This window comes from Streptomyces sp. NPDC014733, from assembly GCF_043083385.1.
Lineage (GTDB): Bacteria > Actinomycetota > Actinomycetes > Streptomycetales > Streptomycetaceae > Streptomyces.
Genome location: NZ_JBIBYO010000004.1, coordinates 396,246 through 421,423, shown reverse-complemented (window position 1 = coordinate 421,423; position 25,178 = coordinate 396,246). Strand labels below are relative to the sequence as shown.

The 25,178-nt window shown below is 71.1% G+C and carries 21 protein-coding genes and 1 pseudogene; 10 read left to right on the top strand and 12 right to left on the bottom strand.

Annotated features, from left to right (window positions below; translation table 11 throughout):
- Positions 1-249: 249 nt before the first annotated feature.
- Positions 250-1,656: an alpha-amylase family protein gene (locus ACF1BH_RS13025; protein WP_391642520.1), complete on the top strand. Its 1,407-nt coding sequence runs from the start codon at positions 250-252 to the stop codon at positions 1,654-1,656.
- 47 nt (positions 1,657-1,703) lie between these two features.
- Here ACF1BH_RS13025 and ACF1BH_RS13020 read toward each other — a convergent pair whose 3' ends face one another.
- Together ACF1BH_RS13020 and ACF1BH_RS13015 are read right to left on the bottom strand one after the other, a co-directional pair.
- Positions 1,704-4,640, bottom strand: coding sequence for an FAD-binding and (Fe-S)-binding domain-containing protein (locus ACF1BH_RS13020; RefSeq protein ID WP_391642519.1), 2,937 nt, complete (start codon positions 4,638-4,640; stop codon positions 1,704-1,706).
- Between the two features lie 51 nt (positions 4,641-4,691).
- Positions 4,692-5,198: a MarR family winged helix-turn-helix transcriptional regulator gene (locus tag ACF1BH_RS13015; RefSeq protein ID WP_391642518.1), complete on the bottom strand. Its 507-nt coding sequence runs from the start codon at positions 5,196-5,198 to the stop codon at positions 4,692-4,694.
- A 103-nt stretch (positions 5,199-5,301) separates the two neighbouring features.
- On the opposite strand from ACF1BH_RS13015, the gene ACF1BH_RS13010 reads away from it, so the two are divergent.
- The gene (locus ACF1BH_RS13010; RefSeq protein WP_391642517.1) at positions 5,302-7,176 is read left to right on the top strand and encodes an ABC transporter ATP-binding protein; all 1,875 of its coding nucleotides are present in this window, start codon (positions 5,302-5,304) and stop codon (positions 7,174-7,176) included.
- A gap of 355 nt (positions 7,177-7,531) precedes the next feature.
- Positions 7,532-8,836 (top strand): MFS transporter, encoded by a 1,305-nt coding sequence (locus ACF1BH_RS13005; RefSeq protein ID WP_391642516.1) that lies wholly within the window; start codon positions 7,532-7,534, stop codon positions 8,834-8,836.
- A gap of 787 nt (positions 8,837-9,623) precedes the next feature.
- Here ACF1BH_RS13005 and ACF1BH_RS13000 read toward each other — a convergent pair.
- The 5 genes from ACF1BH_RS13000 to ACF1BH_RS12980 all read right to left on the bottom strand — a co-directional run bounded on the left by ACF1BH_RS13000 (position 9,624) and on the right by ACF1BH_RS12980 (position 14,878).
- Positions 9,624-10,817 (bottom strand): NAD(P)-binding domain-containing protein, encoded by a 1,194-nt coding sequence (locus ACF1BH_RS13000; protein ID WP_391642515.1) that lies wholly within the window; start codon positions 10,815-10,817, stop codon positions 9,624-9,626.
- A gap of 90 nt (positions 10,818-10,907) precedes the next feature.
- Positions 10,908-12,113 (bottom strand): LLM class flavin-dependent oxidoreductase, encoded by a 1,206-nt coding sequence (locus tag ACF1BH_RS12995; RefSeq protein ID WP_391642514.1) that lies wholly within the window; start codon positions 12,111-12,113, stop codon positions 10,908-10,910.
- Position 12,114: 1 nt separating this feature from the next.
- Positions 12,115-13,167 (bottom strand): ABC transporter substrate-binding protein, encoded by a 1,053-nt coding sequence (locus tag ACF1BH_RS12990; RefSeq protein ID WP_391642513.1) that lies wholly within the window; start codon positions 13,165-13,167, stop codon positions 12,115-12,117.
- 29 nt (positions 13,168-13,196) lie between these two features.
- Complete coding sequence (locus ACF1BH_RS12985; protein ID WP_391642512.1) at positions 13,197-14,012, bottom strand: ABC transporter ATP-binding protein; 816 nt, start codon at positions 14,010-14,012, stop codon at positions 13,197-13,199.
- Positions 13,985-14,878 (bottom strand): ABC transporter permease, encoded by an 894-nt coding sequence (locus tag ACF1BH_RS12980; protein WP_391642511.1) that lies wholly within the window; start codon positions 14,876-14,878, stop codon positions 13,985-13,987. Before ACF1BH_RS12980 ends, ACF1BH_RS12985 begins: the two co-directional genes overlap by 28 nt.
- 699 nt (positions 14,879-15,577) lie before the next feature.
- Here ACF1BH_RS12980 and ACF1BH_RS12975 point away from each other — a divergent pair.
- Together ACF1BH_RS12975 and ACF1BH_RS12970 are read left to right on the top strand one after the other, a co-directional pair.
- Positions 15,578-16,000, top strand: coding sequence for a YjbQ family protein (locus ACF1BH_RS12975; RefSeq protein ID WP_391642510.1), 423 nt, complete (start codon positions 15,578-15,580; stop codon positions 15,998-16,000).
- Between the two features lie 87 nt (positions 16,001-16,087).
- Positions 16,088-17,191, top strand: coding sequence for a recombinase family protein (locus tag ACF1BH_RS12970; protein WP_391642509.1), 1,104 nt, complete (start codon positions 16,088-16,090; stop codon positions 17,189-17,191).
- Here ACF1BH_RS12970 and ACF1BH_RS12965 read toward each other — a convergent pair.
- On the bottom strand, positions 17,173-17,511 hold the full coding sequence (locus tag ACF1BH_RS12965; protein ID WP_391642508.1) for a hypothetical protein: 339 nt from the start codon (positions 17,509-17,511) through the stop codon (positions 17,173-17,175). The two genes, ACF1BH_RS12970 and ACF1BH_RS12965, sit on opposite strands and share 19 nt — an antisense overlap.
- A 758-nt stretch (positions 17,512-18,269) precedes the next feature.
- On the opposite strand from ACF1BH_RS12965, the gene ACF1BH_RS12960 reads away from it, so the two are divergent.
- Positions 18,270-18,497: a hypothetical protein gene (locus ACF1BH_RS12960; protein WP_391642507.1), complete on the top strand. Its 228-nt coding sequence runs from the start codon at positions 18,270-18,272 to the stop codon at positions 18,495-18,497.
- Between the two features lie 420 nt (positions 18,498-18,917).
- Positions 18,918-19,928 carry an aldo/keto reductase gene (locus tag ACF1BH_RS12955; protein WP_391642506.1) on the top strand — a complete coding sequence of 337 codons (1,011 nt, stop codon included), beginning with the start codon at positions 18,918-18,920 and terminating at the stop codon, positions 19,926-19,928.
- A 306-nt stretch (positions 19,929-20,234) separates the two neighbouring features.
- On the opposite strand, the gene ACF1BH_RS12950 is transcribed toward ACF1BH_RS12955, so the two are convergent.
- Complete coding sequence (locus tag ACF1BH_RS12950) at positions 20,235-20,690, bottom strand: SMI1/KNR4 family protein (RefSeq protein ID WP_391642661.1); 456 nt, start codon at positions 20,688-20,690, stop codon at positions 20,235-20,237.
- 248 nt (positions 20,691-20,938) lie between these two features.
- Here ACF1BH_RS12950 and ACF1BH_RS12945 point away from each other — a divergent pair, with 248 nt between their 5' ends.
- Positions 20,939-21,394: a hypothetical protein gene (locus ACF1BH_RS12945; protein ID WP_391642505.1), complete on the top strand. Its 456-nt coding sequence runs from the start codon at positions 20,939-20,941 to the stop codon at positions 21,392-21,394.
- Positions 21,385-21,894, top strand: coding sequence for a hypothetical protein (locus ACF1BH_RS12940; protein WP_391642504.1), 510 nt, complete (start codon positions 21,385-21,387; stop codon positions 21,892-21,894). The genes ACF1BH_RS12945 and ACF1BH_RS12940 overlap by 10 nt, the downstream gene beginning before the upstream one ends.
- Before the next feature lie 366 nt (positions 21,895-22,260).
- Here the strand turns inward: ACF1BH_RS12940 and ACF1BH_RS12935 are convergent.
- From ACF1BH_RS12935 to ACF1BH_RS12925, 3 genes and pseudogenes are all read right to left on the bottom strand, one after another.
- Positions 22,261-22,638 (bottom strand): annotated as a pseudogene (locus ACF1BH_RS12935) (DUF317 domain-containing protein); the annotation flags it as partial.
- Between the two features lie 226 nt (positions 22,639-22,864).
- Complete coding sequence (locus tag ACF1BH_RS12930) at positions 22,865-23,185, bottom strand: hypothetical protein (RefSeq protein ID WP_391642503.1); 321 nt, start codon at positions 23,183-23,185, stop codon at positions 22,865-22,867.
- A 183-nt stretch (positions 23,186-23,368) separates the two neighbouring features.
- A complete protein-coding gene (locus tag ACF1BH_RS12925; RefSeq protein ID WP_391642502.1) occupies positions 23,369-24,091 on the bottom strand; it encodes an SDR family NAD(P)-dependent oxidoreductase in 723 nt (240 codons plus the stop codon).
- Between the two features lie 107 nt (positions 24,092-24,198).
- Here ACF1BH_RS12925 and ACF1BH_RS12920 point away from each other — a divergent pair, with 107 nt between their 5' ends.
- On the top strand, positions 24,199-24,783 hold the full coding sequence (locus tag ACF1BH_RS12920; protein WP_391642501.1) for a MarR family winged helix-turn-helix transcriptional regulator: 585 nt from the start codon (positions 24,199-24,201) through the stop codon (positions 24,781-24,783).
- Positions 24,784-25,178: the final 395 nt, after the last annotated feature.

Here is a 25,178-nt window from a genome sequence, read left to right as displayed (position 1 = left end):
CGGGAGCGGGGAGGGCACGCCCGGCGACGCCCCATACGTCCCACCCGGCCCGCAATCCCTTGCGTAAATACCTGAAAAATCTTACGACGAGCCTTGACGTGTCCACGGAAGGGCGGCAGGCTCCGACGCGGAATCCCCCCACGGCGGCCTGGCGCCTGGCTGCCAAGGGCCGTCCCGTCATCCCTGGCGGGACAGCCCTTAGTTCCCGGGCGCGGCACGTCCGCGCCCGTTCGTCGAAGGAGCCGCAAGATGCAGCAACGTTCCCGAGTGCTGGGCGGGACGCTGGCCGGTGTGCTGGCCGCCGCCGGTCTCGCCGCGTTCATGCCCTGGCCGTCCCAGGCCACCCCGGGCGGAGAGCGCCCGGCCGCCGCCCCGGCCGGGGAGAAGACGGTCACCGCCACCCTCTTCGAGCGCCCGTTCGCGGAGGTCGCCAAGGCGTGCACCGACCAACTCGGCCCGGCCGGCTACGGCTACGTCGAGGTGTCGCCCGCCTCCGAACACATCCAGGGCGGCCAGTGGTGGACCTCCTACCAGCCCGTCAGCTACAAGATCGCCGGGCGGCTCGGTGACCGTGACGCCTTCGCGGCGATGACCAAGGCGTGCCATGCCGCCGGGGTCAAGGTCATCGCGGACGCCGTCATCAACCACATGTCCGCGGGCTCCGGCACCGGGACCGGCGGCTCGCAGTACACCAAGTACGACTACCCCGGCACCTACCAGGACCAGGACTTCCACGGCTGCCGCAAGGACATCTCCGACTACGGCAACCGTGACGACGTCCAGAACTGCGAACTGGTGGGCCTCGCCGACCTCGACACCGGCAGCGACGCGGTCCGCGGCAAGATCGCCGGCTACCTCGACGACCTGCGCACCCTGGGCGCCGACGGCTTCCGGATCGACGCCGCCAAGCACATGGCCGCCGACGACGTCGCCGCCATCAAGGCCAAGATGAGCCAGGACCCCGGCTACTGGGTCAGCGAGGTCATCGCCGGTGACGGTGAGGCCGTCAAGCCCGAGGAGTACACCGGCATCGGGGACGTCGACGAGTTCCGCTACGGCACCCACCTCAAGAGCGCCTTCCAGGCCGGCACCATCGCCCAGCTGAAGTCCGTCGGGGACGGCAAGCTCCCCGGCGACAAGGCCCGTACCTTCGTCGACAACTGGGACACCGAGCGCAACGGCTCCACGCTCACCTACAAGGACGGCGACCGCTACACCCTCGCCAACGTCTTCCTGCTCGCCTCGCCCTACGGCTCGCCCAACGTCTACTCCGGCTACACCTGGGACGACAAGGACGCGGGCCCGCCCTCCGGCGGCGACGGCTGGACGGACGAGCACGCCGCCACCGCCGTCACCGGGATGGTCGGCTTCCACAACGCGGTCGGCTCGGCGGAACTCGCCAACTGGTGGGACAACGGCGGCGACGCGATCTCCTTCAGCCGCGGCACCTCGGGCTTCGTGGCCCTCAACGACGGCGACGGCGACGTCTCCCGCACCTTCACCACCGGCCTGCCGGCGGGCACGTACTGCAACGTGGTCAAGGCGGCGCCCGGTGACTGCGCGGGCAACACCGTCACCGTCGGCGACGACGGCACCGCGCAGCTGACGGTTCCGGCACGGAGCGCGGTGGCGCTGCACACCGGCGCCGAGGAGTGACCCGCGCGGGGTGCGCGCCCGCCCCCACAGGGCACGCACCCCGCGCCTCAGCCGCCCTCCGGCCGCGTCGCCCGCTCCAGCTGCGTCAGCACCGAGCGGTAGCGCGGCGTACCGAGTGCGTGGTCCATGCCGACCTCGCACATCCGGTTCGCCGACAGGTACGCGTCCCACTCCCGGGCGGCGACCTCGGCGGCTTCCCGGGCGGTCGCCGACTCCGTCAGCTCCCGGTGCAGCATCCCGCGGTCCCCGGCGAACGCGCAGCACCCCGCGTCGTCCGGCACCACCACCTCCGCGGCGCACGCCTCGGCCACCTGCCGCAGCTCCGCCTCGTCGCCGAGGTGCTGCATGGAGCAGGTGGGATGGAGCACCGCGGAGCCGATGCGGTGGTGGATCTCCAGCCGCGGCAGCAGCTCGCGGGCGGCCCACACCACCGAGTCGACGACGGTCAGCTCCGCGTGCAGGGCGCGGTTGGCGGGCGTCAGATACGGCTCCACCTCCCGGGCGATGCCGAGCGCGCAGGACGAGGCGTCGACGATCAGCGGCAGCCGTCCGCCCGCGGTCCAGCCCCAGGCCGCCTCCACGATGCGGTTGGCCATCACCACATTGCCGCGGTCGTAGCCCTTGGAGTGCCAGATCGTGGCGCAGCACGTACCGGTGACGTCCGGCGGGATCCACACCGGCGTACCGGCCCGCCGCGCCAGCTCCACCACCGCCTCCGGCAACGACGGGCCGGTATCGCCCGCCGGGCCGCCGAAGATGCGGTTGACGCACGCCGGGTAGTAGACCGCGGTGGCCGCCGTCCGCCCGGTGGCGGGCAGCTCCCGGGCCGCGGCGCCGGGGAGTCGCGGCAGCCAGCGCGGGACGAGATCGGGGCGGACGGCCCTGCGGGCGGCGTCGGTGACCCGCTCCAGCAGGCGGCCGTCGAGATGCCCGGCGGCGGCCACGGCCAGCCGCGCGGCGCGTTCGACGCGTCCGAAGTGCCGGGCAGCCAGTGCCGCGGCCCGCTCCTCGCGCGGTGAGTGCCGCCGGTGGCGGAAATCCTTCATCAGCGCACCGGTGTCGATCCCCACCGGACAGGCCAGCTTGCAGGCCGAATCGCCCGCGCAGGTGTCGACGGCGTCGTACCCGTACGCGTCGAGCAGGGCATCGGTGACCCGGGAGGCGGGCGGCTGCCGCAGCATCTCGCGGCGCAGCACGATGCGTTGCCGGGGTGTGGTCGTCAGGTCCTCACTGGGGCAGGCCGGTTCGCAGAAGCCGCACTCGATGCACGGGTCGGCGATCGCCTCGACGGTGGGGATGGTCTTCAGGCCGCGCAGATGCGCCTTCGGATCGCGGTCGAGGAGGACGCGCGGGGCGAGGACGGAGTGCGGGTCGACGGTGCGCTTGATCCGCCACATCAACTCCGTGGCGCGCGGCCCCCATTCGCGTTCCAGGAACGGCGCGATGTTCCGCCCGGTGGCGTGCTCCGCCTTGAGGGCGCCGTCGAACCGGTCGGTGACCATCGTGCAGAACGCGTCCATGAACGCGGCGTAGCGGGCCACGTCGTCGGGGCGGGCGGCGTCGAAGGCGAGCAGGAAGTGGAGGTTGCCGTGGGCGGCGTGCCCGGCGACCGCCGCGTCGAAGCCGTGCCGGTCCTGGAGCTCCAGCAGCGCCGTGCAGGCATCGGCGAGCCGGTCCGGCGGCACCGCGAAGTCCTCGGTGATCAGCGTGGTGCCGGACGGCCGGGAGCCGCCGACCGCCGTCACGAACGCCTTACGGGCCTTCCAGTAGCCGCCGATCACCGCCGGGTCACGGGTGAAGGCATTGGTGACGGAGGCGGCCGGCGCGACCAGCTCCAGCCCGTCCAGCAGCCCCCCGGCAGCCTCCGCCCGTGTGGCGGCCGCCTCCTCGTCGGACTCCCGGAACTCCACCAGCAGCGCGGTGGTCTCCTTCGGCAGCCGCGCCCAGTCGGCCGGCGCCCCGGCCACGCGCACCGACGCCCGCAGCGTGTTGCCGTCCATCAGCTCCACCGCCCGCGCACCCGCGTCGTTGAAGCCGGGGACGGCGGCGGCCGCGGCGCGCAGGGTGGGGAAGAACAGCAGCGCGGTCACCGGGTACCGCTCCAGCGGCAGGGTGTCGAAGACGGTCTCGGCGACGAAGGCGAGCGTCCCCTCCGAGCCGACCGCCAGGCCCCGCAGGATCTCGGTGGGCGTCGTGCCGTCCAGGAACGCGTCGAGGCGGTAGCCGTTGGTGTTCTTCAGCGCGTACTTGGCGCGGATCCGGGCCACCAGCTCCGCGTCCGCCTCGATCGTCGACTTGATCCGCAGCAGCCCGGCGCACAGCTCCGGCTCGGCGTGCGCCAGCCGGTCGTCGGCGTCCGGCTCACCGGTGTCGACGAGGGTGCCGGACGGCAGCACGAGGGTCACCGACGCCAGCGTCCGGTAGGAGTTGCGGGTGGTCCCGGCGGTCATTCCCGACGCGTTGTTGGCGACCACCCCGCCGAGGGTGCAGGCGACGGCGCTGGCCGGGTCGGGGCCGAGCACCCGGCCGTGGCGGGCGAGCGCCGCGTTGGCCCGCAGCACCGTCGTCCCGGGCCGGATCCGCGCGCGGGCGCCGCCGTCCAGCACCTCCACGCCCCGCCAGTGCCGCCGCACGTCGACGAGGATGTCCTCACCCTGTGCCTGCCCGTTCAGCGACGTACCGGCCGCCCGCAGGACGACATGGCGGCCCTTGCCGTGCGCGTAGGAGAAGACGGCGGAGATGTCGTCGATGTCCTCGGCGACCACGACGACCTGCGGGACGAAGCGGTACGGACTGGCGTCGGAGGCGTAGCGGACGAGGTCGGAGACGGTGTGCAGCACCTTGTCCGCGCCGAGGAGCGCGATCAGATCGCCGCGCAGCGGTTCGGGGGTGCCGTCCGCGCGGTCCGGGGGGACCCGGTCCGGCGCGGCGCCGCCGGACGGGACGGGCCGCAGGGCCTCCGGTTCCGGCTCCAGCAGGGGCATGGGACTCCTCCGGTCGGCTCGTGCCCGGCCCGCCGGGCGGACGACGGGGCGTCAGCGGTGCGGGCCCTCCCGGTCGACCAGGGTGGCCAGCAGTCCGCCGAGCGTGTCGCGCTGTTCGGTGCTCAACGGGGCCAGGATGTCCTCCGCGGCGCTGCGGCGCGCGCAGCGCAGCGCGTCGAGCGTGGCGCGCCCCGTGCCGGTCAGCTCGACCCGGACCACCCGGCGGTTGGCGGGATCGGGGACCCGGCGCACCGCGCCCTGGCCCTCCAGGGCGTCGACCAGTGTGGTCACCGCCCGGGGCACCACCTCCAGGCGCGCGGCGAGGTCGGCCATCCGGGGCGGGGCGTCGCCGTAATGGGCCACCGTCCGCAGCAGCCGCGACTGGGCGGGGGTGAAGGCGAGGTCGAGCTGCGCCATGCGGTGCTTCTGGGCGCGCTGCATCCGGCGGGTCAGCCGGACCAGCTGCTCGGCGACGTTCGCGCCGCCGGGCGCGGGCTCGGCCGCCGGATCGGCCGCCCGGGCCGGGTCCGGCGAGGGCATCGGGTCGGAGGAGGGCATGATCAGAGGCTATCAGGACAGAGTTCATTATGAGCTTAGGTAACAATCGGCTAGGCTCCCGGGAAAACCACGCAATGCGCACCCGACACCCTCGAAGGAGCCCATGCGCCGCGACGAACCCGAGTGGACCCCGCCGGCCAAGGACCCGGACGCCCCGGATCAGCCGGTCCAGCTCCGGCGGATCCTCGCCCTCTTCCGCCCCTACCGCACCCGGCTGGCCACCGTCGGCCTGCTGGTCGCCGCCTCCTCGCTGGTCTCGGTGGCCGGACCGTTCCTGCTCCGCGAGATCCTCGACGTGGCGATTCCCGGGCGCCGCACCGGTCTGCTCACCCTGCTCGCCCTCGGCATGATCCTCGCCGCCGTGACCAACAGCGTCTTCGGCGTCCTGCAGACCCTGCTGTCCACCACCGTCGGCCAGCGCGTCATGCACGATCTGCGCACCTCGGTCTACGCGAAGCTCCAGCAGATGCCGCTGGCGTTCTTCACCCGCACCCGCACCGGCGAGGTGCAGTCCCGGATCGCCAACGACATCGGCGGCATGCAGGCCACGGTCACCTCCACCGCCACCTCGCTGGTCTCCAACCTCACCTCGGTGGTCGCCACCGTCGTCGCGATGCTCGCCCTCGACTGGCGGCTGACCTGCGTCTCGCTGCTGCTGCTCCCGCTCTTCGTCGGGATCAGCCGCCGGGTCGGCAACGAACGCAAACGGATCACCTCGCAGCGCCAGAAGCAGATGGCGGCGATGTCCGCCATGGTCACCGAATCCCTCTCGGTCAGCGGCATCCTGCTGGGCCGCACCATGGGCCGCGCCTCCTCCCTGACCCGCGGTTTCGCCGAGGAGTCCGAGCGGCTGGTCGGCCTGGAGGTCCGCTCCAGCATGGCCGGACGGTGGCGGATGGCCACCATCGGCATCGTCATGGCCGCCATGCCCGCGCTCATCTACTGGGCCGCCGGACTCGTCCTGCAACTCGGTGGTCCGGCCTTCTCCCTCGGGACCCTCGTCGCCTTCGTCACCCTCCAGCAGGGCCTGCTGCGCCCCACCGTCTCGCTGCTCTCCACCGGCGTGCAGATGCAGACCTCCCTGGCGCTCTTCCAGCGGATCTTCGAATACCTCGACCTGCCGGTCCCGCTGGCCGAAGCGGAGCGCCCCGTCCGTCTCGCCGAACCCCGCGGCGACCTCCGCTTCGAGAACGTCTCCTTCGCCTACGACACCGCCGCCGCGCCCACCCTGAGCGACATCGACCTCACCGTCCCGGCGGGCAGCAGCCTCGCCGTCGTCGGCGCCACCGGCAGCGGCAAGAGCACCCTGAGCTACCTGGTCCCCCGGCTGTACGACGTGAGCGCCGGCCGGGTCACCCTCGACGGCACCGACGTCCGCGACCTCGACTTCGACACCCTCGCCCGCGCGATCGGCGTCGTCTCCCAGGAGACCTACCTCTTCCACGCCTCGGTCGCCGAGAACCTGCGGTTCGCCAAGCCCGACGCGAGCGACGAGGAGATCGAACGCGCCGCCCGCGCCGCCCAGATCCACGACCACATCGCCACGCTGCCCGACGGCTACGACACCCTCGTCGGCGAGCGCGGCTACCGCTTCTCAGGCGGTGAGAAGCAGCGTCTGGCGCTGGCCCGCACCATCCTGCGCGACCCGCCGGTCCTCGTCCTCGACGAGGCGACCAGCGCGCTCGACACCCGCACCGAACACGCCGTCCAGCAGGCCATCGACGCGCTCAGCGCGGGCCGCACCACGGTCACCATCGCCCACCGGCTCTCCACCGTCCGCGACGCCGACCAGATCGTCGTCCTCGACCGCGGCCGGATCGCCGAACGCGGCACCCACGCCGAACTCCTCGCCGCCGACGGCCGCTACGCCGCACTGCTGCGCCGCGACACCCACCGCGCACCCGACGGCGATGCGGGTGACCCATCCCTCACCACCAGCGGCGATCTACCGGTGCCACAACAAGTGACTCGCGGGTAGGGTCAGGCGCGCGGCGGCCGGTTCAACGGTCGGGGCGGCCGCCGCACCCTTCCCTGCGCCGCCGTCCGGCGCCGCGCCTCCCGCGCCCTGCCGCTCTCCCCAGGGTGCGCACCCCGCTGCAACTCCCCGGCCCCGCCCGGTGTTTCCTCCGATGAACGACACGGCGACGAGCGCGTGGACCGGCCCGCCGCCCCGGGAGTTCATTGCCGTTTCCTTTCGTCCTCCGCAGCCCCTGGCGGACAGCCGTCCGGCCGGTACATGATCACGGGACGGCCCGGCCCCCCACCGGCAGCACCGGCGGAAGGCGAGCGGGACGGCAACGCCCCAGGACGTACGCAGGACCGAGCGGAGGACCATGTCGAGCGCAGAACACACCGAACCCCTGACGAAGGGCGCGCCCACCCGCTCGACGTCCCCGACGCGCCAACTCGCCGCCGCCTCGGTCGGCAATGCGGTCGAGTGGTTTGACTGGTACACATATACCTTCCTTGCCACGTACATCGCCGCGCAGATCTTCCCCGAGGAGGCGGCGAATTCGCTGGTGCCGCTGCTCGCGACGTTCGCGGTTTTCGCGGTGGGGTTCTTCATGCGGCCCGTCGGCGGGCTCCTGATGGGCGCGGTCGCCGACCGTCGCGGGCGCCGTGCGGCGCTGACGGTGACCATTCTGCTGATGGGTGGCAGCAGCCTCCTGGTGGGACTGACGCCGACGTACGCCACAGCCGGGGTCCTCGCACCGGTCATCCTCGTCCTGGCCCGGCTGCTGCAAGGACTGTCGGTGGGCGGTGAGTTCGCCGCGTCGACCACGTTCCTCGTGGAGTCGGCCGGGCCCGGGCGGCGGGGGCTCTTCTCCAGCTTCCAGTACGTGTCGACGACTGCCGGACAGCTCGTCGCGTCCGGCATAGCGGCACTGCTCGTCGCGAAGCTCGCGCCCGCCGCCATGGGCAGTTGGGGCTGGCGCGTCCCGTTCGTACTGGGCGCACTTCTGAGCCTCGTGGGCTTCTGGGTGCGGCGCGGTGCGCACGAGACGCGCAGCGAGGAGCAGACCGAGGCGCCCCGTCCGGGCCTCTTCGAGGCGCTGCGCCGCCATCCGCGCGAGTCGCTGCTGATCTGCGGCATCACGGCAGGCGGCACGCTCGCGTACTACACGTGGACGTCGTACCTGCCGACGTACGCCGAGCTCAACGCCGGGGTGGGGAAGTCCGACGCGCTGCTGGCGGGCACCCTCTCGCTGACGTTCTTCGCCGTGCTCCAGCCCGTCGCGGGCATGGTGTCCGACCGCTTCGGGCGCAAGCCGCTGCTGCTGATGTTCGGGATCGGCTTCGCATTGCTGAGCGTGCCGCTGCTGCGCGCGCTCGACGGTTCCTTCGTCACGCTGCTGCTCGTGCAGTGCGCGGGCATGATCCTGCTGAGCGGTTTCACAGCCATCTCGGCGGCCGTGAACGCGGAGACGTTCCCGGCGAGGGTGCGCGCCGCGGGCATCGGTTTCCCCTACTCCCTCACCGTTGCCCTCTTCGGCGGCACGGCGCCCTATATCGGCACGCTGTTCAAGGACCTGGGGCAGGCCGGCCTCTTCCCCGTGTACGTGGCCGTGCTGTGCCTGGTCTCCTCCGCCGTCTACCTCCGACTGCCCGAGACCGCCCACCGCACGTTGGAGAGGTGAGGAGGCGGGACACCGAACAGGGTCTGCTGCGAAAGTGGATCAAGGTCGCGGTGATCACGTCCGTGGGACCTGTGATCTGACGAGGGGGCAGTGAGCCTGACTTGAGCCGCCGTTGCCTGTGGGCAAGATCCCAGGCCGCCCGCGGACGTGGACGCGTCGACAGTTCGACGGCATACGGTGCATCGTGGCGCGACCTTCCGGAGAGGCACGGTCCGTGGGACCGGGCCTTCGGCTCTTCCGGCGCCGGCAGGGCGACGGCGCCTGGAAGTGGATCGTCGAGCAGCTGCAGGTCAGGGCCGATGCGGAGAATTCCTGGCCGCCGTCATCCGGCCTTCCCCGAAGCGCTCCTCGCCGCGTTGGGCGCAGCCGCCCGTGCCTGCAGACGAGCCACCCGCAGCGGGCTTCGGGCCGAGCGCCGAGATCCGGATCCGCGGCGGTCCCGGACCCGGCCCCGGAGCGGGCGACCCCGCAGGCGTAGGGGGTGCCGGGCTCGCGCCGTGGGCGGTCTTCCGTACACACGGAGGCGCCGCCCCTCCCTGGGACGGGGAGGAGCGGCGCCGCGGTGCGATTCGTCAGACGAGCCAACCCACGAGGTGGACGATGCCGGCGAGCAGGTTGGTGAGGATGTTCATCGCGGTGTTTCTCCTTGTGCGTATGTGTGTGGGACCAACTCTCCGGTCCAGCAAGGGATGTCGACCGGAGGCGCTGTGACGGTCTGCAGCCCCTCACTTGCGCCCCGTAATCATGACCCGGCCAGAGAGGTACAAGTGACCACTTCGGGGATCGATCACGCCTTCCGGCGAACACTCGATCCCGCGTTCGTGTGTTCCCTTCCCGGGTGAGCGCCGTCCTCCGTGCGGGCGTTCCGGGAGCCCGCCCCGTCCGCACCGGCTGGATGCGGCGGGCCGCCGAGCAGCTGCGCCAGGTCGTGGACGGCCGCCCGCCCGGCACGGTTCGCCCCGATCGTGCTCGCCGACGGCCCGTACCCCACCAGATGCACCCGCGGATCGCGCGCCGCCCGGGTGCCCGCCAGGCGAATGCCGCCGCCCGCCTCCCGCAGCCGCAGCGGCGCGAGATGGCCGATGGCCGCGCGGAACCCCGTCGCGTACAGCAAGGCGTCGGCGGCGACGGTGCTTCCGTCCGCCCAGACCACGCCGTCCTCGGTGATCCGCTCGAACATCGGCAGCCGCCGCAGCACCCCGTCCGCGCGGGCCCGGCGCATCGCCTCCGTCATCGGCAGGCCCGTCACGCTCACCACGCTGCGCGGCGGCAGCCCCTCACGGACCCGGCGCGCCACCGCCGCGACCGCCGCCCGGCCCTCCGTCTCGCCGAACGGACCGTCCCGGAAGACCGGCGGCCGCCGCGTCACCCAGACCGTGGCCGCCGCCACCGGCGCGATCTCCAGCAACTGCTGCACCGCCGACGTCCCACCGCCGATCACCACGACCCGCTTCCCGCGGAACGCCTCCGGCCCCGGATACCGCGCACTGTGCAACTGCCGCCCCCGGAACACCTCCTGGCCCGGCAGGCGCGGTACGAACGGACGGTCCCAGGTGCCCGTCGCACTGATCAGCCCCCGCGCCGCATACGTCCCCTCCGACGTCTCCACCAGCAGCCGAGCGCCGGGACCGGACCGTACCGCCGACACCTCGACGGGCCGGTGCGGACGCAGCCCGAAGCGCTCCTCGTAGCGGGCGAAGTAGCCGCCGATCACCTCCGCCGACGGGCGCTCCGGATCGGCGCCGGTCAGCTCCATGCCCGGCAACGCGTGCATCCCGTGGACCTTCGCGTACGTCAGCGTCGGCCAGCGGAACTGCCAGGCGCCGCCGGTGTGCGGCGCATGGTCGAGCAGTACGGTGTCACGGTCCGGCACATACCCCGCCCGACGCAGGTGGAAGGCGGCCGACAACCCCGCCTGACCTGCACCGATCACCGCCACCTCGACCTCACGCACCGCGCTCGGCCCACCGCTGTCGTCCATGCCCGCAGCAACGACGAGGGGCGGCCGGATCTTCCCGTACCGCCACCGACGTGACGGAACGGACCCGGCCGCCCCGGGGCAGGTGACGGCTCAGCGCCCGCCGGCGACCAGCAGCGGCGCCCCGCCCGGCGCGGACGCCGGACGGCCGTTGGCCGCCGGGACACCCTCCAGAGGCGACGGGACACCGGCGAGCAGCCCCCGCGCCGCCAGCTCGGGCCGGACGCCCTCACCGAACCAGTACGCCTCCTCCAGATGCGGATAGCCGGACAGCACGAAGTGCTCGATGCCCAGCGCGTGGTACTCCTCGATCCGGTCGGCGACCTCCGCATGGCTGCCGACCAGCGCGGTTCCCGCGCCGCCGCGGACCAGACCGACGCCGGCCCACAGGTTCGGCGCGATCTCCAGCTTGTCCCGGGAGCCGCCGTGCAGCGCCAGCATCCGCTGCTGGCCCACCGATTCGCTCCTGCCCAGAGCCTGCTGCGCCGCGGCCACGGTGTCCGGATCCAGATCCCCGAGCAGCCGGTCCGCGGTCGCCCACGCCTCCTTGGACGTATCGCGGGAGATGGTGTGCAGCCGGATGCCGAAGCGGACCCCGCGGCCCTCCTGCTCGGCCAGCCCCCGTATCCACGCGATCTTCTGCCGCACCTGCTCCGGCGGCTCGCCCCAGGTCAGATACACATCGACGTTCCGCGCGGCGACCGGCCCCGCGGCCGCCGACGAACCGCCGAAGAAGATCTGCGGCAGCGGGTCCGGCGGCAGCGCCGTCAGCCCGCCCTCCACCTGATAGTGCTCCCCCTGGAAGTCGAACGGCTTCCCGCTCCACACACCCCGTACGACCTGCAGGAACTCATCGGTGCGGGCATAGCGCCGATCGTGGTCGAGATGATCGCCGAACCGCTTCTGCTCGGTGGAGTCACCGCCGGTCACCACGTTCAGCAGCAGCCGCCCGCGCGAGAGCCGCTGATACGTCGCGGCCATCTGCGCGGCCAGCACCGGCGAGATCACCCCCGGCCGGAAGGCCACCAGGAACTTCAGCCGGTCGGTGACCTGCGTCAGCGCCGTCGTCGTCAGCCAGGCGTCCTCGCACCACGTACCGGTCGGGGTGAGTACCGCCTCGAACCCCAGCTGTTCCGCCGCCTTGGCGACCTGCGCGAGGTATTCGATGTCGGGCGCACGCACCCCGCTGGCCGGCGTGATCCGGTCACGCTTGATGCCGCCGTCGGTATAGGCGTGCCGGTCGACCAGAGTGCGCCCGTCGCCGCCGGTCGGCAGGAACCAGTGCAGATGTACGGACATGTCAGTGGGCCTTTCCGTAGGAACGCGGCGCCGTACCCGAAGGCGGCAGATCGCGGTTGAAACGGGGATCGACGAACTTCCCGAAGTCGAAAGAGCGCGGGATCAGCCCCTCATGGGCGAACGCGTCGACGATCCGCTGCTCGGAGGCGACAGCGGCCTTGTCCAGCGCGACCTGCACCGCCGTGCCCTTGGTGCGCCTGACCGCGTCCAGCGCCACCCGCTGCGGCATACCGGTCTCCCGCGCCCACACCTTCGCCCAGGCATCCGGGTGCGCGTACACCCAGTCCTGCGCCCGGCGCAGCCGCTCGACGTAGTCCTTCAGGGCCGCCGCCTTCTTCGCCTCACCGAGCGCGGCGGGCGCCGCCACCTGGAAACTCAGCCCGTTGACCACACCCTGCCCGGTGGCGAGCACCCGCGCGCCGGCCTGATCCAGCGCCTGCGAGGTGTACGGGTCCCAGACCGCCCAGGCGTCCACCTTCCCGCGGGTGAACGCGGCCAGCGCATCGGCCGGCTGGAGGTAGTTCAGCGTGACATCCTTCGGCGACAGCCCCGCCTTCCGCAGCTGCGCCAGGAGTTGGTAGTGCGCCGAACTGCCCTGCGCCACCGCGATCGCCTTGCCTTTGAGCTGCGCGGTCCGCGTCAGCGGGGAATCCTTCCGCACCAGCAGCGCATCGCCCTCGGCGCGGCTGTGCGCACCGGCCACGACCTTGATCTTCGATGCGGCCGCCGCGGCGAACACCGGGGGAGTGTTGCCCACCCCGCCGATGTCCACGGCACCGGCGTTCACCGCCTCCAGCAGTGGCGGCCCGGACGTGAACGTCGACCACTTGATCCGGTACGTGAGACCGTCCAGCTCCCCGGCGGCCCGCAGAATCGCCTCCGAACCACCCTTCTGATCCCCGACGTTGAGGGTCACCGACCCCTTCCCGTCGACGTCGCCGCCGCTCCCGCCCACCGCACCGGCCACCCGCGACGCGTCACCGCAGGCGGCCGGCAACACCGCGAGCGGCACCAGCAGCACCGACCGGGCAAGCCGCCGTACACGTGCTCTCATCAGCTGTCCGTTCCCTTCTCCCGCCACCGTCACCGCGCCACCCCGCCCACCGCGACGGGCTCACTCCCGGTGCCGCCGCCACCCGCCCGCTCCGCCACGCCGAGGTGGTCCAGCAACCGGGCCCGCAGCTCCGCGAACCCGGGATCGGCGGACGTACGCGGCCGGGGCAGCGCAATCGGCGTCTCATACGCGATCCGGCCCCCGTCCATCACCAGCGCACGGTCCGCGAGCAGCAACGCCTCGTCCACGTCGTGGGTGACCAGCAGCACCGCGCAGCCACGCTGCCGCCACACCTCCGCGACCAGCCGCTGCGCCGTGATCCGGGTCAGCGCGTCCAGCGCACCGAACGGCTCGTCGAGCAGCAGCAGGTCCGGCTCCCGCACCAGTGCCCGGGCCAGCGACGCACGCTGCGCCTCGCCACCGGAGAGCGTCCGCGGCCAGGCATCGGACCGGTGCCCCAGCCCGACCTCCGCCAACGCCCGCTCTGCTACTGCACGTTCGGGACGCCCCGGCAGCCCCAGCAGCACATTGCGCCACACCTTCTTCCACGGCATCAGCCGGGGCGCCTGGAACGCCACCGCCTTACGGCGCGGCACCCACACCTCGCCACCGATCTCCCGGTCGAGCCCCGCCAGCACCCGCAACAGCGTGGACTTCCCGCATCCGCTGCGCCCCAGCAGCGCGACGAACTCGCCCGGCGCCAGCGTCAGTTCCAGCTCGTCGATCACCCGCCGCCCGCCGAATTCCCGCACCAGCCCACGGGTACGGACGGCCGCCCCCCGGCCCTCGTCCGGCCCGGCACCTTCCGGCCCCTGGCTCACTTTCCGGTGAATGTCGGTCGCCATTGAAGCAACAGCCTTTCCAGGGTACGGACGAGGAAATCGGCAAACAGACCGAGCAGCGCGTACACCACCAGGCACACCACGATCACATCGGTACGGAAGAACTCCCGGGCCTGATTCATCAGGAATCCGAGACCGTCATCGGCATTCACCTGCTCACCGAAGACCAACGCCAGCCAGGCGGTCGCCAGCGAATACCGCAGCCCCGTCATCGCACCGGGCAACGCCCCCGGCAACACCACATGCCGCACAAGCCCCCACCGCCCGAGCCCCAACGACGTACCCGCCTCGACCAATTGCGCGTCCACGCCCCGGATTCCGGCGTACACATTCAAGTACAGATGGAACGCGACCCCCAAAGCAATCAGCGCGATCTTCGGCGCCTCACCGATACCCAGCCAGATGATGAAGAGCGGAATGACACCCACCCACGGAATGGACCGCAGCATCTGCACCGTCGCGTCGATCAGATCCTCCCCGGCCCGCGAAAGCCCGGAAAGCAGCGCCAGAATGATGCCGACCGCTCCGCCGAGCACCAGCCCGACGGCAACTCGCCGCAACGACACCGCCATCGCCGATGGCAACGTCCCGTCCGCGACGAGCCCCGCGGCAGTACGGGCGATGGCGCCGGGCGAGGCGAGCACGTCCTCCTGGAGCACCCCCGTTGTGCTGAGCAACTGCCATCCGGCCAGCAGCGTGACGGGCCCTGCCGCCCGCCGCAACCAGCGCGGAATCCCGCGCCGCCCTCCGGAGACGGCGACGACCGGCTCCAGCTCGGGTGCCCGCGGGACGGACCCCGCCACCGGCGCCGCCCCCGATCCACCGGGTGGCGCCGGTCCTGCTGCTGTGTGGCCGAGGTCGAGACTCATCGGGAACTCCAGGGGCGGCAGCCTCGGGGAAAGGCATGCCTTGAAGGGAATCACTCCCACCGAGAACGGCGCCCCGTACGCGGCAAGGGAATGCCGCCGTACGACATGAACGCCTCGCGGCTCGGGCGCGGCACGGTCCCACCACTGCGGGGTGGAAAAAGCCGTGCCGCCCCCGATTCACGGGAAGTGAGGAGAGGGGGAAGAGGAGGAAAAAGGGGAGGGGAAAGAGAGAGGGCGAGAAGCGCCGACGGGCAGATATGTATATGCCAGTCTTCGATGGACGTCAGTTCCCGCTGTGCGCCGACAGGCCGTCAGCAGCTGGAACGGACCTCAACAACACCGCAGCGGCAACACCGCGCCGCGCAGCCCCGCACTCCACCGCGACAACACGCGGCAGACGTCACTCGCAGCAGGCCGATATGACCACGCGTCGTGAGCAAGGCTGGCGTCCACATGCGCCGAACGTATCCGCGCCCTCGCGAACGGGTCAATCATCGTCTCGGCAGATGGATATTTATTGCGGACACATTGCGGGGCGCCGGGGGTTCTCAGGGGCGCGCTCCGGGGAACCACCGGAACGCGCTCTCCGGAAGATCATCGGACACGCGCCCGCCCGGAATCCACCGGCGGCATCACCGAGCCAGGCCAGACGACCGCACACGCCCGCACAGCACCCCATGCCCGCCCCACAATGGCTCCATGAGCACCGCATTCACCACCCGCACCCTGAGCGTCACCACCGGCACCCACGAGACCGTCGCGGACCTCACCGCCGACTGTGACGCCTTCCTCCGGGAGGCCGCGGCGGACTGCGACGGCCTCCTCAACGTCTTCGTCCCGCACGCCACCGCCGGCATCGCCATCCTGGAAACCGGCGCCGGCAGCGACGACGACCTCCTCGCCGCCCTCCGCACCCTCCTCCCGGCCGACAACCGCTGGCACCACCGCCACGGCACCCCCGGCCACGGCCGCGACCATGTCCTCCCCGCCCTCGTCCCACCCCACGCAACCCTCCCGGTCCTCGGCGGCCGCCTGGCGTTGGGGACGTGGCAGTCGGTCTGCCTGGTCGACACGAATATCGACAATCCGCGGCGGGAGGTCCGGCTGAGCTTCCTGGGCTGACCAAGATCGCCTCCCGAGGGGCGGCCGCCATTTCTCCGTACCCTGCGAGCTCGAAACGGAGCGACCTTGAGCGGTACGGACCAGAACATGATCGAACGATCCTATGACGGATGCGGTAAGTGTCTGCTCGGCGTGCGGCGACTGTCGCGCGTGAAGGCATCCACATCGTCACCGGAACGTCAGCGCAGTGATGTCCTCACGGCTGCTGCAGCGGTGGGCGGCCACATCATCGGCTGGGCCGACGACTGGGAGGTCTCCGGGGCGACGGACCCCATGACCCGCCCACAACTGGGCCCCTGGCTGCGCGGGGAGAGGGGTCCGCACGACGGCCTGGTGGCGGCTGCCGTGGACCGCCTCGGCCGTAACGTCGTCGACTGCCTGAACACCGGCTACAAGATGCGCGAGGGGAAGCACCTCGTCACGTACGGCCACGACGGTCCCTGGGATCTGAACGACCCGGCGGACGAGAACCGCTTCACGATCGAGGCATGGGGCGCGCAGATGGAACTGCGCGCCATCCAGCGCCGCAACCGCGACGCCACGCGGAAGATGCGGGCTGCCGGACGCCCGAAAGGGAAGCCGTCCTACGGCTTTCGGTTCGTCCGTCTCCTGCCGGGAGACCCGGTCGATCATGTCGAACTGGACCCGCACGCCGCGGAGGTGATCCGCCAGGTCGCCCGGCGGATCCTCGCAGATCCCAAGAACGTCATGCCGAGCAGCGAGGCGGCCCGCCTCAACCGCGCAGGCGAGCCGAGTCCCGTAGACCGCTGGGCCGTGATGTACGGCAAGCGGGCGCGAGGTCGCCCCTGGCACCCGACCAGCCTGCGGAACATTCTGCTGTCCGAAGCGGCCCTCGGATTCCTGATGCATCAGGGCAAGCCCGTGATCGACCAGCACGGACACCCGGTCCGGCTCTGCGAAGGGCTGTGGGACCGGACTACCCACGAGGCACTGAAGCGGGCAGTGCTCTCGCGGACGCTGCAACCTTCCCCGAAGCCTCCCCGAAACCTCGGAGAGGGCTCGGCGCCTGGATCCTGGATCTTCTTTCCCTACGGGGCACACAGTGCCTGCCGCCCAATGAACGCACGCTCCGGTGGTTTGGCCCGGCCGGGATTCGGCTCTAACCTGCCCGCCCACCAGGCGTGGACCAACCCGGTCGACGTGGCCGCCGCCTACGCCGAGGAGCTGTGATGGGCACCCGTACCCGCGAACCGCAGCTGCTCGGCGAGGGTGTCCTGGAGCGGATGGCCCGGATCCTGGCGGCCCGCAGCATCGGCCCGGCGTCGGTCGCCGCGCCGGCCGACGAGTCCGAGCCCTTCGCCCCGCTCGACGCCCTGTCCGCCGGCATGCCCCCGCGCTACAGAGATGCCGTTGCCGACCACCCCCAGGTTCTGGCTTGGGTCCGGAATGTCGCCGAAGCCGCGGTGGCCCCGAGCCGGGGAGCCCGGCGGCAGGTCGCCACCGGCCCCAGCCTGCTGATGGCCGGGGTCGTCGGCGCGGGCAAGACCCACCAGGCGTACGGCGCGGTCCGGAGACTGGTGCAGAGCGGCGTCGGCGTGCGCTGGCGCGTGACCACCGCCGCCGACCTGTACGCCGACCTCCGCCCGCGGGCCGGGGTGGACAGCGAACCCGGGACAGCCGCCAGTGGACCCTGCACCACCCGGCCCTCGCGATGGACTGGATCGAGGAACTCGTCCGCGACATCCGCCAGCAGAACCCGGAGAAGCGCCGGTGACCGCCAACGACCCGGCGCCCACCACGAACGGACAGCACCGCCACCCCACGACGGCTCCTGGCGGAGCAAGTTGTCGCGTACGACGGTCCTACGGTCCGTTGTACGCACTTGCCCCCGCCCAGGAGGGCGCGGGAAGCCCGGTTGGTCCCCGAGCGAGGGCGCACGGGGACCAACCGGATGCCCGGCACCAGGGGGCGCCGGCCGGAGGGGGAGAAGCCGACGGCAACGCCGGCCGCGAGCAGCCGAGCCCGAGCACGCCGGCCTTCCCCGACCGCACACCGCGCCGCCGCAGCCGCAACCCGAGCCCGCGCACCCGCAAGACGACCACCCGCCTCTCCGGCACCGAGAAAGCCGAGATCGACACCGCCGCCGCGCAGCGCGGCGTCACCGTCGCCCGCTTCCTCGCCACCGCCGGCCTCTCCGCCGCCCGCCACCACCCCCGTACACACCAACGAGCAGCTCGACACCGTCATCGACGAACTCGCCGCCCTGCGCACCGCCCTGGCCCAGGAGCTGGCCCTCCGTGGAATCCCCGTGACGGGCTCGGCCTGCCGCGCCCGACGCGACTGGCTGCTCATCAACCACGGCCGTAACGTCTGGGCCGTCTGCCGGTGCAGCAACCAGTGGCTCGAACCCGAGATCACCCGCGCCGACTTCGACGCCCTGATCGCCGTCCCGGACGGAATGACCTACCCCAGCGTCGAACAGGGCCTCGCCGCGCTCGGATTCGACGGGGCCTGCGCCGGTACTTACCTGCAGTAGTGCAGCGTCGTTCCGGGGTACTCCAACGACGAACGCTGAACACATCCCAATCCGCCCCCTCGGATTGCTAACTTTCTTACTTGGCCGCATGCGCGCGAAAAAAGCTGCAGTAACAACTTAAAGTGGCGCGACCGGGATCACGAAAAACTAAGACCGCGGGTAGGGGGTGCTGTCGCGAGCGCCGCGATACCGCCGCTCGGATCAGCTGGTGGCGGGCCTGCGAGGGTGGTTTGTCGTTGGGGGAGAGGTGCCCCATACGATCGGCCGAGAATTGACAGCTTGTTACTCGCTACCGCTGGTTCTCTGGTTTTTCTGGCCGAATCGGCCGAGACCTGACAGGGCGCACATGCCCCACGCCTCCGCATCCCGGACCGAGACGCATTTGCGATAGAGCGCACTCCAGCTCCTAGGTTCGGAAGTATGCGATACATCAAACTCGGGTCGACCGGACTGGAAGTCTCCGCCCTCACCCTCGGCTGCATGAGCTTCGGCGAGCCGGACCGGGGCGGCGAGCCCTGGTCGCTGGGCGAGGACGCCAGCCGGGACATCATCAAGCAGGCCCTTGAGAGCGGCGTCAACTTCCTCGACACGGCCAATGGGTACAGCGCCGGAAGCAGCGAGGAGATCGTCGGCCGGGCGGTCAAGGACTTCGCCCGGCGCGAGGAGGTCGTTCTCGCCACCAAGGTCTGGATGCGGATGCGCCCCGGTCCGAACGGCGCCGGGCTGTCCCGCAAGGCGATCTTCGCCGAGCTCGACGCGTCCCTGAAGCGACTGGGGACCGACTACATCGACCTGTACCAGATCCACCGCTGGGACTACGACACCCCGATCGAGGAAACCCTTGAGGCGCTGCACGACGCGGTCAAGTCCGGGAAGGTCCGCTACATCGGAGCCTCTTCCATGTACGCCTGGCAGTTCGCCAAGGCCCTGTACCTGGCTGATCTGAACGGCTGGACCCGGTTGGTGTCGATGCAGGACCACTACAACCTCATCCACCGGGAAGCGGAGCGGGAGATGCTCCCGCTCTGCGCCGACCAGGGTATCGGCGTGATGCCGTGGAGCCCGCTGGCGCGGGGCAGGCTGACGCGGGTCCGGGACACCGCCACGGCGCGTGCCGAGACCGACGCCGGCGGCACGATCCTCTATAGCGACGGGGACCGGGCCGTGGTCGAGCGTGTCCACGAGATCGCGGGCAAGCGGGGTCTGTCCCCGGCTCAGGTCGCCCTGGCCTGGGTCATGCGCAACCCGGTGGTGACCTCGCCCATCATCGGGGTCACCAAGCCGGCGCAGCTGGCCGACGCGGTCGCCGCGGTGGATGTCGAACTCGACGAAGACGAGGCCGCCTACTTGGAGGAGCCCTATCAGCCGCACGAGGCCGCCTACCTGGAGGAGTCCTTCTACAAGCAGCGGCCTGTGGCGGGCTCCCGGTAGTCCGGGCCGCCGCCGGGCTCGGTCTCCTGGCCGACACGCGGGCGGCTGTGGACGGCCCTGCCGCTCAGCCGAAGTGCGGCCGAGCTGCTGTTCCGAGCACCCAGAATCAGCAGGCATTCAAGATGTTCCCGGCTCCTGCGTGGCGGCTTCTGGACGGAGACGGATTCTTCCTGTCCAACCCGGGGTTCGAACACTGCTCGGGCACCGAAGCGACATGCGCGTGGAAGAAGATCTGATGTAACGGCGTGAGACACAGGTGAGAGGGGAAGCCCGGGCTTCCCCTCTCACCTTTGTCTATATGCGCAGTCAGGCCGTCAGGGGCGTCCAGAGGCGTTCGTCGTCAGGGTTGATCATGCTGCCCCACACAAGAGCGCCTTTGACGAGTCCGGGCTTGTCGGAGGTCGCCAGGCCGGGGGTTTCGAGAGAATCGGCCATCTCTTCAAGGAAGTCGGTCAGCGACTCGTAGGCGACTTCCGGATGGTGCTTTGCGTAGCGGGTCCAGCGGCACAGTCTTCCCGTTTCGGCGTCCAGGTAGAGACCGGAGGTCTGGTCGTCGGCGGAGAAGGAGAAGACGGGGATCCAGGCCGCGCGCCAGGTGATGGTGTCGTCGGTGTGGCGGCGCTGGTAGCTCATCTCCTGGCTGTACTTCGTGGCCACCGTCTCCAGGCGCATAAGGGCGTGGCCTCCCATGAGAAAGGTGGAGTACCGGTCTGCCTGCGTTCCTGCGCAGCAGGCCCATAGGGCTTGGAGGGAGACGGGTATGCGGACGCCGGTCTGTCTCTGGAGAGTGGCGACGGCGTCGGGGGAGGCGCCGGTGAGGAGGAGGGCGCGGGTGCGGGGGGGGCGTGGTGGGTGATCCAGGTTTCGATGCGGGCCCAGGCGTCTGTCACCTGCCGGGTTTCGATGTCCTGGGTGCTGGGGGAGTGGCCGGTCACCGGTTCTCCTTGCCGTGGCGGTGGTGGTTGTCCGGGGACAGTAGACGGCAACGGCCTGACCGACCGGAGATCATCGTGAAGCAAGTCGTTGTGCTCGCCCTCCTGCTCCTGATCCTGGGGTGGGCGATGGCGAGTGTGTGGAGCGCCTACCGCCTGTACGTGGGAATCCGCGACCGGCAGTGGCGCGACGCGAAATGGTGGGCCCACCTTCTGTCCGCGTCCCTGTTCACCGCCCTGGCGGTGTGGCTCCGGGGGCTGTTCAGCATGGGGCTCAACGTCCGCGAGGAAAGCCAGTTCACCCACCACCAGCCCTACGACGATGCGTACCAGGACGCGCACACCGCCGAGTACAACAAGTGGTTCCCGCTGCACAGCAAGTGCAATGCGAACTACGACATGGTCCCGGCGTGGGTGAATCCGGTCGTCGTGCTTGCCCTGGTCGTCGCCCTTGTCTCCCTCGCCGTGCTGGTGCAACGAGCAGCAACGCGGCGCTCTTCCTCGCCTGCAAAGGAAAACTCATCGTGCAGTTGACCGGCCCCTCCCGTCGCCAGGTCCTTTCCGTTGGCGCGGCCGTCACCGCGGCAGCGGTACTCACGGACCTCGGCGCCCCCGCTCAGGCCGACGCGGCCACAGTCACGTGGTCGAAGACCTCGTCCCGCAACGGCTGGCCCGTGCTCCGGGCAGCCGACTCGTTCGTCATCGAAGGCAGCGGCCGCAGCGTTCGCCTCGCCGGAGGCGACGCCGCCACCGTACTGCTGCACATAGCGCGCCGTTTCCACTATGAGATCGACGCCCTCCGCAGCGGCGACGTGCACGGGTGGACCGAAGACCACATCGTGTCCGAACCGTACGAGTCGAACTACCTGTCCGGAAGCGCTCTCGCCATCCGGTCGGCCGGCTACCCGGTCGGTGCGCACGGCAACTTCTACCCCAACGAGATGATCGTGATCCGCGACATCCTCGCCGAATTGGAGGCACCGTGGCATGGGGAGGGGACTTCTCGACGCCCAAGGAGCCACACTTCGAGATAGCCGCGCGGCCGGGACACCCAAGGCTCAAGGGCGTTGCCCGCAAGATCCGCGGCTGGGACGAAGACCCGGGCAACGCTGGCGCGGGCGCGACAGATGCCTTCGAGCCAGCCCGCATGAAGGAGGCGCGCGCGTTCGTCCAAAGCCGCTGATTCTGTCGACACAGCGTGGCCGGACCATTTGGCTTGCCGGGGTGCTGCCCGAGCCCGTCGGGCATGCACCCACATCCCGACTGGCTGGGGCCGGTGTCGGTGATCGTGGCCGACGCCAGCCACGGCCGCAGCGCCTCCTTCCGGGTCGCGTTGGTGGACCGCGGCGGGCCCAGCCGGCATCGATCAGCGGCTGGACGGAGTCGGCCCAGTACATCTACGGGCTCGCCAGGAAGCGTGCGTTGTCGTCGTAGGGGGCGGCTTCGGTGTAGTCCTGGGCCAGGGCGGTGGTGAGACCGGCGACGATCTCGGCCGGGGTGACATGGTTGAAGGACGCCGTCCAGCGAGGTGCGGAGGTGGCGTCCTCGGATGCGGTGATCTGCCACAGTTCGAAGTCGTCGCCGAACCAGCCGATCCGGATCCTCTGATCGGGCGAGGTGACGAGGAGTTGACAGGGGCCCTCGTCGAGGTCGTGGTGGGGCCAGTGGGCGACAGGGGCGAATCCGGCGTCGCCGGTTCCGTCGGAGCCGGCCAGGTACTTCGGGCTGACCAGTACCTGCTGGTGGGGATCTTGGGCGTGGGGCTCCTGGGTGTTCATCGTCGAGGTTCCGAGCGTGTGGGAGGGGAGCGCGCCCGCGTGCGGAGCGGATGGTCTGGTCGACTGCACGCGTGCGCCGTAGCGGCGTTGGAGAGACGCTGGTTCTCAGGGGCACCCCGATCACCGGCCGCGCGCGGGGGCCGACATGGCGGTGACCGCCGCCGGTGCCCGCGGTTGTGGCTGCGGTTGTGACTGCGGTGCGTGGCTGAACAGGGAGCTAGACGAGTTATTCCGATGTGATCAGTGGTCGTAGGCGATCAGAGACCGCATCACCGGCTGTGCGGTCTTGTGGTTGTGCCAGATCGCTGCGGCCAACGCGAGGACACGTTGGGCGACGCGGACAGCGACGCCCTCGAAAGTCCGGCTGCAGCAGCTGTGCCCTGCGCAAGGTCAGATCGGACTCGAACTCCTTGGAGGCGAAGCCTTTGTCTGCGATCAGCAGCAGGCCAGACCGGCCGGTGACCGCGTCCGGCTCGCGGTCCAGCATGGCCGTCAGCACCTCGCGTTCGTCCAGCTTGGGGTTCGCCAGGGCCCACAGGATCGGCATCCGACGCGAAGCCAAGCATCGCCTGGGCCACGGCGAGGCAGACCAGTCCGAGCTGCTGCAGTTCGTTCGATCCCGACGCCACGCGATCCTGCTCATCCGCCGCTCCGACGGCACCCGCAGGGCCCGCCGTTGATCTGCGGGCGACGACGGCGCGGCGCCGCCTGACGCGGCCCGGTCCAGGCGTCAACGGGTAGTGTGGGCACCGCCGTTGACGTGCAGCACCTGGCCGGTGAGGTGACGGGCGGCCGGGGACGCCAGGAAGGCGACCGTGCCGGTGACGTCGTCCGGGCGGCCGGGGCGGCCGGTGGCGGTGGCCGCGATCAGCTGCTCCCGGCGGGAGTCGGCGAGGTGGTCGCGGAAGAACTCGGTGTCGGCGATGTAGCCGGGCGAGACCACGTTGGAAGTGATCCGGCGGGCGCCGAGCTGCCGGGCCAGGTCGAGGTTCCAGGAGGCGAGCCCGGCCTTGGCCGCGCCGTAGGAGCCCGCCCCCTGGTCGGCGGCGATGGAGCCGATGTGGATCACGGCGCCGTCGGCCGCCAGCCGGTCGTCCAGGGCCCGGGTGGTCAGCGCGGCGCTGACGAGGTTGGCGTCGAGGTTGGCACGGAAGTCGCGGGCGTAGGCGGCCAGGTCGGCCGCGCCGTCGGCATCGAAGTCGGTGTTGCCGCCAGCGTTGTTGACCAGTACGTCCAGGCGCTCGGGCAGGGCCGCGGCGAGGTCGAGCAGCGCCGCGGGGTCGGTGTGGTCGCAGACCAGGGCGGTGGCCCCGGGGTGGGCGTCGGCGACCTCCTTGAGCGGGCCGGGGCGGCGGCCGGTGAGGAAGACCCGGTCGCCCTGGGCCGCGAAGTGCCGGACGAGGGCGCGACCGATGCCGGTGCCGCCGCCGGTGACCAGGATGGTGCGTGCCATGAGGTGGACTCCGTCCGTGACGTTCAGATCCCGCACACGGTGGTGTGGCGGGACCCTGTGTTCAGGGCTAAATTTAGACCTGAACTTAACACTTCCGGGAGGTCCCCGTGGCAAGCACACCCAAGGCTCAGGACGACGGCAACGACCGTGCGCCGGGCCGTACTTCGCCCTACCCGGTGGAGGAGATCGCCGTCGCCTGGCAGCGCGAGCGGCCCGGCACACCGGTCTCCTCCATCGGGATCGTCACGCCCCTGTGGCGACTGGCGAAGCTGCTGGGCGACGACCGGCGGCGGGTGCTGGCCCGGGCCGGGGTGGACACCGCCACCCTCGACCTGCTGAGCGTGCTGCGCCGCAGCGGCCCGCCATACACCCTGAGCACCCGGGAGCTCGGCCGGCGTTCGCTGATCACTGCGGGGGCGATCTCTCAGCGGGTGGCCCGCGCCGAACGCGAGGGCCTGGTCGGCCGCCGGCCCGGCGTGGGCCGCCCGCGGACCGTCCTGGTCGAGCTGACCCCGGCCGGCCACGATCTCGTCGAGGCCACCGTCGACCAAGTCCTCGACCGCGAGGCCGAGTTGCTCCACTCACTCTCCCCCGAGCAACAGGAGCAGCTCGCCGGGCTGCTGCGGATCCTCCTCCAGGACGTCCAGCACCGGCTGGGCGACGGCCGGATCAGCCACGTCGGTGAGGACTAGGCGGTTTCGTTTGGATCAGTTGGTCGTTGGTCCGGGTGCGCCGTTGAATGACGCGCAGCAGGTGAGGATTGCGTCGTTGCTCCCGGATCGGACACCGAGCGGGTGGCTGCTGGCGGGATCATCGTGAGGTGACTGATGCGATCGCCTGGTGGTGGGGGATCGGGGACCGGTGCTGCATTGCACTGCGGGGCAGGCGTGGGGGTCGGGACCGCGGAGGTCCAGCGACGGGAAGCCCTACTCGTCCAGGAAGCCAGCTTTCCTGCGGTTACAGCGGTTACGTGATTGCTGTGAACGTCTCCTGAGGGGTTTGGGGGAGTCGCTGCGTGCGGAGTTTTCGGTCACTAGACTCGACGCTCTAGTTAAGGGGGCACGGTGGTGACAGGCCGCGTATACCA

What these genes read in the sequence shown, in the direction of transcription:
- ACF1BH_RS12955 (WP_391642506.1), top strand. Translation starts at nt 18,918, where the DNA reads ATGCGATACATCAAACTCGGGTCGACCGGACTGGAAGTCTCCGCCCTC.
- ACF1BH_RS13015 (WP_391642518.1), bottom strand. Translation starts at nt 5,198, where the DNA reads ATGCCCTCCTCCGACCCGATGCCCTCGCCGGACCCGGCCCGGGCGGCC.
- ACF1BH_RS13010 (WP_391642517.1), top strand. Translation starts at nt 5,302, where the DNA reads ATGCGCCGCGACGAACCCGAGTGGACCCCGCCGGCCAAGGACCCGGAC.
- ACF1BH_RS12930 (WP_391642503.1), bottom strand. Translation starts at nt 23,185, where the DNA reads ATGCCGATCCTGTGGGCCCTGGCGAACCCCAAGCTGGACGAACGCGAG.
- ACF1BH_RS12985 (WP_391642512.1), bottom strand. Translation starts at nt 14,012, where the DNA reads ATGGCGACCGACATTCACCGGAAAGTGAGCCAGGGGCCGGAAGGTGCC.
- ACF1BH_RS13000 (WP_391642515.1), bottom strand. Translation starts at nt 10,817, where the DNA reads ATGGACGACAGCGGTGGGCCGAGCGCGGTGCGTGAGGTCGAGGTGGCG.
- ACF1BH_RS13025 (WP_391642520.1), top strand. Translation starts at nt 250, where the DNA reads ATGCAGCAACGTTCCCGAGTGCTGGGCGGGACGCTGGCCGGTGTGCTG.
- ACF1BH_RS12970 (WP_391642509.1), top strand. Translation starts at nt 16,088, where the DNA reads ATGATCGAACGATCCTATGACGGATGCGGTAAGTGTCTGCTCGGCGTG.
- ACF1BH_RS13005 (WP_391642516.1), top strand. Translation starts at nt 7,532, where the DNA reads ATGTCGAGCGCAGAACACACCGAACCCCTGACGAAGGGCGCGCCCACC.
- ACF1BH_RS12980 (WP_391642511.1), bottom strand. Translation starts at nt 14,878, where the DNA reads ATGAGTCTCGACCTCGGCCACACAGCAGCAGGACCGGCGCCACCCGGT.
- ACF1BH_RS12925 (WP_391642502.1), bottom strand. Translation starts at nt 24,091, where the DNA reads ATGGCACGCACCATCCTGGTCACCGGCGGCGGCACCGGCATCGGTCGC.
- ACF1BH_RS12975 (WP_391642510.1), top strand. Translation starts at nt 15,578, where the DNA reads ATGAGCACCGCATTCACCACCCGCACCCTGAGCGTCACCACCGGCACC.
- ACF1BH_RS12995 (WP_391642514.1), bottom strand. Translation starts at nt 12,113, where the DNA reads ATGTCCGTACATCTGCACTGGTTCCTGCCGACCGGCGGCGACGGGCGC.
- ACF1BH_RS13020 (WP_391642519.1), bottom strand. Translation starts at nt 4,640, where the DNA reads ATGCCCCTGCTGGAGCCGGAACCGGAGGCCCTGCGGCCCGTCCCGTCC.
- ACF1BH_RS12990 (WP_391642513.1), bottom strand. Translation starts at nt 13,167, where the DNA reads ATGAGAGCACGTGTACGGCGGCTTGCCCGGTCGGTGCTGCTGGTGCCG.